This is a genomic window from Qipengyuania sp., assembly GCF_042095715.1.
Classification (GTDB): domain Bacteria; phylum Pseudomonadota; class Alphaproteobacteria; order Sphingomonadales; family Sphingomonadaceae; genus Qipengyuania.
The window spans coordinates 1-6,015 of sequence record NZ_JBELMO010000111.1 but is presented as its reverse complement, the minus strand read 5'-3'; the positions used below and the strand labels follow the sequence as shown (position 1 = coordinate 6,015).

6 protein-coding genes are annotated in these 6,015 nt (G+C 56.3%); 3 read left to right on the top strand and 3 right to left on the bottom strand.

Annotation, left to right across the window (positions count from 1 at the left end; all coding sequences use genetic code 11):
• Positions 1–526 (top strand): aminotransferase class I/II-fold pyridoxal phosphate-dependent enzyme (locus tag ACFDTG_RS15810; RefSeq protein WP_375291914.1); only part of this gene is annotated, 526 nt, incomplete at its 5' end.
• Here ACFDTG_RS15810 and cobU read toward each other — a convergent pair.
• Complete coding sequence (cobU, locus tag ACFDTG_RS15805) at positions 516–1,022, bottom strand: bifunctional adenosylcobinamide kinase/adenosylcobinamide-phosphate guanylyltransferase (RefSeq protein WP_375291913.1); 507 nt, start codon at positions 1,020–1,022, stop codon at positions 516–518. The genes ACFDTG_RS15810 and cobU overlap by 11 nt on opposite strands.
• The gene (locus tag ACFDTG_RS15800; protein ID WP_082837365.1) at positions 1,019–1,213 is read right to left on the bottom strand and encodes a DUF1289 domain-containing protein; all 195 of its coding nucleotides are present in this window, start codon (positions 1,211–1,213) and stop codon (positions 1,019–1,021) included. The genes cobU and ACFDTG_RS15800 overlap by 4 nt, the downstream gene beginning before the upstream one ends.
• Positions 1,214–1,275: 62 nt before the next feature.
• Between ACFDTG_RS15800 and ACFDTG_RS15795 the strand changes: the two genes are divergently transcribed.
• Together ACFDTG_RS15795 and ACFDTG_RS15790 are read left to right on the top strand one after the other, a co-directional pair.
• A complete protein-coding gene (locus ACFDTG_RS15795; protein WP_375291912.1) occupies positions 1,276–1,857 on the top strand; it encodes a hypothetical protein in 582 nt (193 codons plus the stop codon).
• A gap of 366 nt (positions 1,858–2,223) precedes the next feature.
• The gene (locus tag ACFDTG_RS15790; protein ID WP_375291911.1) at positions 2,224–2,964 is read left to right on the top strand and encodes a hypothetical protein; all 741 of its coding nucleotides are present in this window, start codon (positions 2,224–2,226) and stop codon (positions 2,962–2,964) included.
• An 81-nt stretch (positions 2,965–3,045) separates the two neighbouring features.
• On the opposite strand, the gene ACFDTG_RS15785 is transcribed toward ACFDTG_RS15790, so the two are convergent.
• The gene (locus ACFDTG_RS15785; RefSeq protein WP_375291910.1) at positions 3,046–5,295 is read right to left on the bottom strand and encodes an AAA family ATPase; all 2,250 of its coding nucleotides are present in this window, start codon (positions 5,293–5,295) and stop codon (positions 3,046–3,048) included.
• Between the last annotated feature and the right edge of the window lie 720 nt (positions 5,296–6,015).

Genomic DNA, 6,015 nt, shown 5'->3' with positions numbered 1-6,015 from the left:
TACACTCGCTCATCGTGGCGGCTGGCTGATCGTCGACGAGGCCTATGCCGACCTCAATCCCTCGCTAAGTGCGGCTCCGCTTGCGGGACGAAAGGGGCTGATCATCTTGCGATCCTTCGGCAAGTTTTTCGGGCTTGCGGGCGTGAGGTTGGGTGCCGTGCTTGCTACGCAAGAGATCTTGAGCAGCATCGAAGATCGTCTCGGCGGATGGGACGTGTCGGGCCCTGCGCTGGATATCGGTGCGGCAGCCTATGCTGATCATGACTGGCAGGCCGCTACGCGCGGACACCTTGCCGTGCGAATGCAGGAGATGCACGCCCTTATCGCGACCTCCGCGTTGGAAGACCGCGGCGGAACCGATCTTTTCCGGTTCGTCCGTGGATCTGACGCAAATGCACTCTGGCGGCGACTTGCTGAGCAAGGCATCGCCGTGCGCCGGTTCGTCGGGGAAGCGCATCACCTCCGCATCGGCTTGCCCGCCGACAAGCTCGCGTTTTCACGGCTTGCACGAGCGCTCAACCCTTGAGACGAAGGGGGAGCCCAGCGACCACGAGTTCGACCGTGTCGGAAATCTCGGCCAGCCGCTGGTTCAGCCGCCCCTGTTCGTCGCGAAAATCGCGGCCGAGGCGATTTTCCGGGACGATGCCCGAGCCGACCTCGTTACTGACCAACACGACATTCGCTTTAGCCCTCGCAATACTCTCGACCAGCGCGTCCACTTCCCTGCCGATGTCGAGTTCGGCCAGCATCACGTTCGAGAGCCACAAGGTGCAGCAATCGACGAGCACCGTGCCTGCGTTGACCGATGTAATCGCACGAGCGAGTTCGATCGGTGCCTCGATTGTGTGCCAGAAATTGGCACGTTCTTCACGGTGCTGACGGATTCGCTCGGTCATTTCATCATCATACGCCTGCGCGGTGGCGATGAACTTGTGCGGTCCCCGCATGCGGCCGCATATCGAAAGAGCGTGGCGGCTCTTGCCCGATCGAGCACCGCCGAGGATCAAATGAACCAAGCTCATAGAGTGAAGCCCTCGACTCTTCGCCTCTCAGCAGCCTGGATTACGGCTCGCCTTTGGTCAGGCGACATTTCGGACCACTCCGCGATCTCATCGAGCGTTCGGCCACAGCCCGTGCAGACATTTCCATTTGCCGACAATCGACATATCTTCTGGCATGGCGATTGCGGGTCATCAATGGTCGTTGCAGGCATGAGAATGGCTCTAACTCGTGCTGGCGGGGCTGGCAAAGTGCACGGACCTTTGCGGTAAGCGAATGATGAAGCGACTTGTCAGCTACGAAAACCTTCTCTCCTGCATCACGCGAGATGAGAGCCATCATGTTGCCACGCTTGACTGGAAGGCGTTTCTGCACCTCTCTCCTATTCTCTGGCTGCGGCGTAGGGAAGCACGTGCGGCGCTGCGGAAATACCTGAGCGGGCTTCAGGGCGCCAAATGGGAAGTCGATACCGTTCGTTTTCCAATCGGAAGTCAGATCGACGAACAGGCACTGAACTCGATCACAGGCGATATCGCTGGCGCTCTAGACGCGATTGCAACGAAGGCCATGACACCGAAAGAGATCTGCAAGGCGCTCAACATTACGAACCAGGAAAGATTGCGGTGGACCAAGGATGGTCGCCTCAAGACATCCGGGGTCGTGAGCTTCAGGAGGGCCAACACCGTAAGCATCTCGACTTACTCTGTACACGCAATTCACGAATTGATGAAAGACCATAGCGTAATTGAAGGTTGGCGACAGAAAGACCTCGATAGTCGAAAATCCTCGCCTCGAAGCTACAGGCTTTGTGGTTCACAGGGGTGTAGTTTGGTCAAAAACCGTGACCGACAGAGATGACGCAGATTTGCACTACAACGCGGTCGGCCGCTTTCACATGTAAGCCAATCAAAAGCGGACCGACGGCTAGCGGCCCACAATTAGCCATTCGCGTTTTGCCCGTCGCAACGTCAGAAACTGGGCCGGAGGCGGACTTTCCGGTTTTAGTTACGTAGGGAAACAATGCGGACATTCGCTTTAAAGGCGGGATTGCAGACTTCGGGCTGGCTCGAGATGAAGGCGCAAACCGTCAGGCCATTGCTGTCACCGACTGATGCAAGTGGTAGACAGCGTCATTTGAGAAGGCATTCGGCACAACTTGGAGTTCCCCAATGGGTACTGAAATGAACTGCGCGAATAGCCGCATCGCCAAGCGGATACATAGATATGGCTTGCCTCGTTTGCGGTGATCCCACCACAGTCAAATCACACCTCACACCGCGCGCTTTTACTCTCGATATCCGCGGAGCCGACACGCGTGCCTACGAAGGTAGCACGGCGTTAGAAGGGACACGCTTCACACAGGCCGGGACTTTCGACAAAACCATCTTGTGCGATGCCCACGAGCACTCGCTCAAAGACTGCGATGATTATGCGATCGACTGGGTCCGCCAGGTTCTTGCCAAATCAATACCCTCACATGAGGGCAAGCTGCTCCACATGCCGAACCCGCGGCCCGATCTCCTGCTCAAATTTGTGTGCTCGCACATATGGCGCCATGCGGTTTCGCCGCAAAACCGTGACTTCGACATGGACTTGGGACCGTGGGAGGTCCTCTTGCGCGAGCTGATCTTCGGGAATGGCAGCCGCTATAATCCGACCTTTCACATTTTTCGCCAGCGTTGGACAAGCCAGGGCAAAGAATTGAAGGAATTGCTCATCCCGCCGCACCGCATTCCTGGACAAGGTCGTAGACGCTGGGAGTTCGACCTTGGCGGGTTACTCTGGGTGATACGCCTCAACGAACGCCACGTTGTTCGCGAGCTCGAAAAGCTGAAAGCCAACAACGCTGACCCGGTGCCGATCCTTGTGCTCGATGACCGCGAGCTTGCTGACCGCCCCGGAATGCTCGACATTGCCGTCAACATGTACCGGAATGAATATGTGCGCGAACGAGGACTAGATTAGCTTCGGCTTCCGCGCCTCTGCGCCAAAAGTTGTATCGACAGACATTGGCAACATGCAAGGAAGCGTTTTTGGATCAAAGAGTCAGTGTAACGCTTCATCTTGTGCTGTATCCCCGACCGCGAACGAACCATCTTTCTCGATCTGCATCATCATATTGTAATGCGCTTGGTGACCGGTTTTGATGAAGATCCTTTCAAACACACCGAGGTATTGTTGCACAGCGTTGTCATCGGCGGCGAGGTAGATTTCGTCATGTGCAGTATGTGAGCCGTCGTGGGTCCAAGAGAAAAGGGAGCGGCAAATCTGCGCTTCGCGGCCTTCGAACTTTGCGACAATATCATCCGGGCGCAAGCCGCCAAGCACTACCAGGTAGTTCTCGATAATGCGGCGCATCGTGTTCTGGATAGTGAGGTTGGCGCGCTCGTTATCGCGCATCTCTTCCCATAGCATTTCATAAGAAGTCTTGACCGGGTTGAACTCATAACGCTGGACAGAAGATGCGCCATCGCGCTTACGCACCACCCAAAATGACTCCTCGCGGCGGCAGCCGGTCGCCGGTCGATTGGAGTCGAAGCTGACCTCCTTGTGAAAATATATGTTGTGGGTCAGCACGAAGACCTGCTTGGCGGATCCCTCACCGTTGCAAGCCTGTTCAACAACTCTCCTGATCAGCGAGCTGACGACGAAAAGCACATCGGCATCGAGGCTCGATACTGGGTCGTCGAAGACTACAACCTTTTCTTCTGTGGTTCCCGTACCCGATGTGCTGCCAGCCAACATGTGGTAGAAATAGAGAAACGTGACGAAGGAGCGCTCGCCCTCGCTGAGCGTGCTTCTCGCATCGGAACCATCGGGCCGGACGATGCGATACATATCGCCGCGATCACCAGCGACCGAGAGCTTGAAGCTGGTAAAGCCAAATGATGCGAGTATCGCGTTGATCGCATCAACCGTTGGCTTAACGCTGGTGACCGCAGCCTCCAGCTCTTTCAATTGCGTGTCGAGTTCCGCGCGCCTTTTGCGCTTCGCCGCAATTCCTTGCTCCAACCCGTCGATTGCTTTCGAAACAGTCTCTGTCGTCGTGTCGTAAGTGGCAAGATCCGTCTTGCGCTCGTCGACGATGAACCGCCAGACTTGGCTTTTCAGCGTTGCTCTGGCGCTGGTCAGATCGCGAACCAACTCGTTGTGTGTCCGGATTGCATCGTTTGCCTGTGCAACCTGCCCGGCCATCGCATTGGCCGCTTCATTGCTGGGCTCTAAGTGGACGGCCTCACTTGGATTACGCCGTTTAGCCTCCAGTCTTTCAAGATTGAGATCGAATGTGCGTTTGAGCCTCTCAAGGCGTTCGGTGAGAGCATCGGCGTCGATGAAGCGCGACGGAGTGGCGAGCAAGCTCTGCACGCGTTGCTCGACCGTCTCGACCGCGCTGGCATATCGGCCAGCAAGCGCCGTTATTTCCGCGATATCCTCTTCGTATTGGCGATCGAAGAACGCGTCGAGATTAGCACGCAGTTCCGCCGGCGCTGGTTGCTGGCAAAAGGGACAAAGGCCATCTGCCGGATCGAGATAATCGACACCTTCTTTGACCCAGTCGCTGTTGCCCAGCTGCTCAATTAGTTTCGCCACGATCACATCGTCGCGACCCACAATCTTACGGTCGAGGATGGGCGACGTTTCCATCTGTTCGAAGCCCGCGAAGTCTATAGGTGCAATCGGAGTCTGCTGGGCCGCATCGGTTCTGAATGTGGTTTCCGCGTGGGCAGTAAGGGTATCAAGGCCGAGAAGGTCTGAAGCGTTGTTTGCCGCTTCCTCGAGGACTTTGGTGCAGAAAGCGGTTTTACTCTGCCGGTGCCCAGCCATCGCTTCTTCGAAAGAACCCTTGTGCCTTTGCTGCGATGCCCAGCACGCTTCTTCCAGTTGCGCCTTCGCATCCTGAAGTTCTTTGCGCCGCCCACTGAGGCCATCGTCGCCCTCAAGATTGCGTTTCAAGCCGTCGATCTCGCGGTCGAGTTTGCCAATCTCACCCTGTAACCGCTCGATTTTCTCCGCGCTCTTGGTCGCGTCCTCGCCGAGCGTAAAAATACCCTTGAGCTGCTCCCCGAAATTGTCCTCAGCGAAATCCCGGTTGTAGACGAGCGTCGCCATCGGTCGAGCGTTTTTCCAGCTAAGAGAATAGCCATGACGCGCATCGGAATCGTGAATTGCCCGCGAAATCGTCGTCTTGCCGCACCCGTTATGGCCGAAAAGATAATTGACCATCTTCAGATCGCCAAGTTCGACCCCGTCGGCCGGAAAGGTCGCCTCTCCGGCTACCGTAATACTAGTAAGCATACGCCCCCACACTCGTTCAGATCACCGCGCGGTTCCGGATAATACATAGTCTTGGAAATAGGATAAGCGTCTCAACGTAACATCACCTCGATAGATAAGCACTCCAATTTCAGGTTTCGGACAAGGGACTGTTTGGCTTGGATGTCTGAAATTAGGGCGCTTTGCTGTCACAACCAACACCTCCCGCAAATGACCGCTTCCCTCATTCTCGTTCCCTAAAGCAGCCTGACCGGAATGTCCCCCAAAGCAGTCTTTCTCGTCCTCCCTTACTTGGCTGACAGGTTAGTCCCGTCCTTTCCATTTTCGGGTCAGCCCTGACCTCGACATGCCGTTCGAGAACGAGGAAGATCGGGAAGCAGTGCTTGGGCTCCATGGTTGTCCTGGCGGCATCGGAGGGCGATGGAGCCAACTGATTGCAGCAGGGTCTTGGCACCTTCAGACTCGCACCCGATACCCATCCGGCTTTTGTCGCGAACAGTCCTGAACCAGGTCAGTTGAGGACAGCAACCCGTTCCTTTGACGGCCGTGTTGGCAGCTACGCTGCCTGCCCGCACCACCCGTCATGAACAGGTTTCCCTTCTGCCCCCAGACAAGTCTGGCGGCCTGCGGTGCAGTCCTCCCATGCCCTGTTTCTTCTGGATGTTCGCAAGCCGGAGATGGTCTCTGGTTTGAGGAACTGAAGGACTTACACCATGACCAATATCGCAATCCTCACCGGTC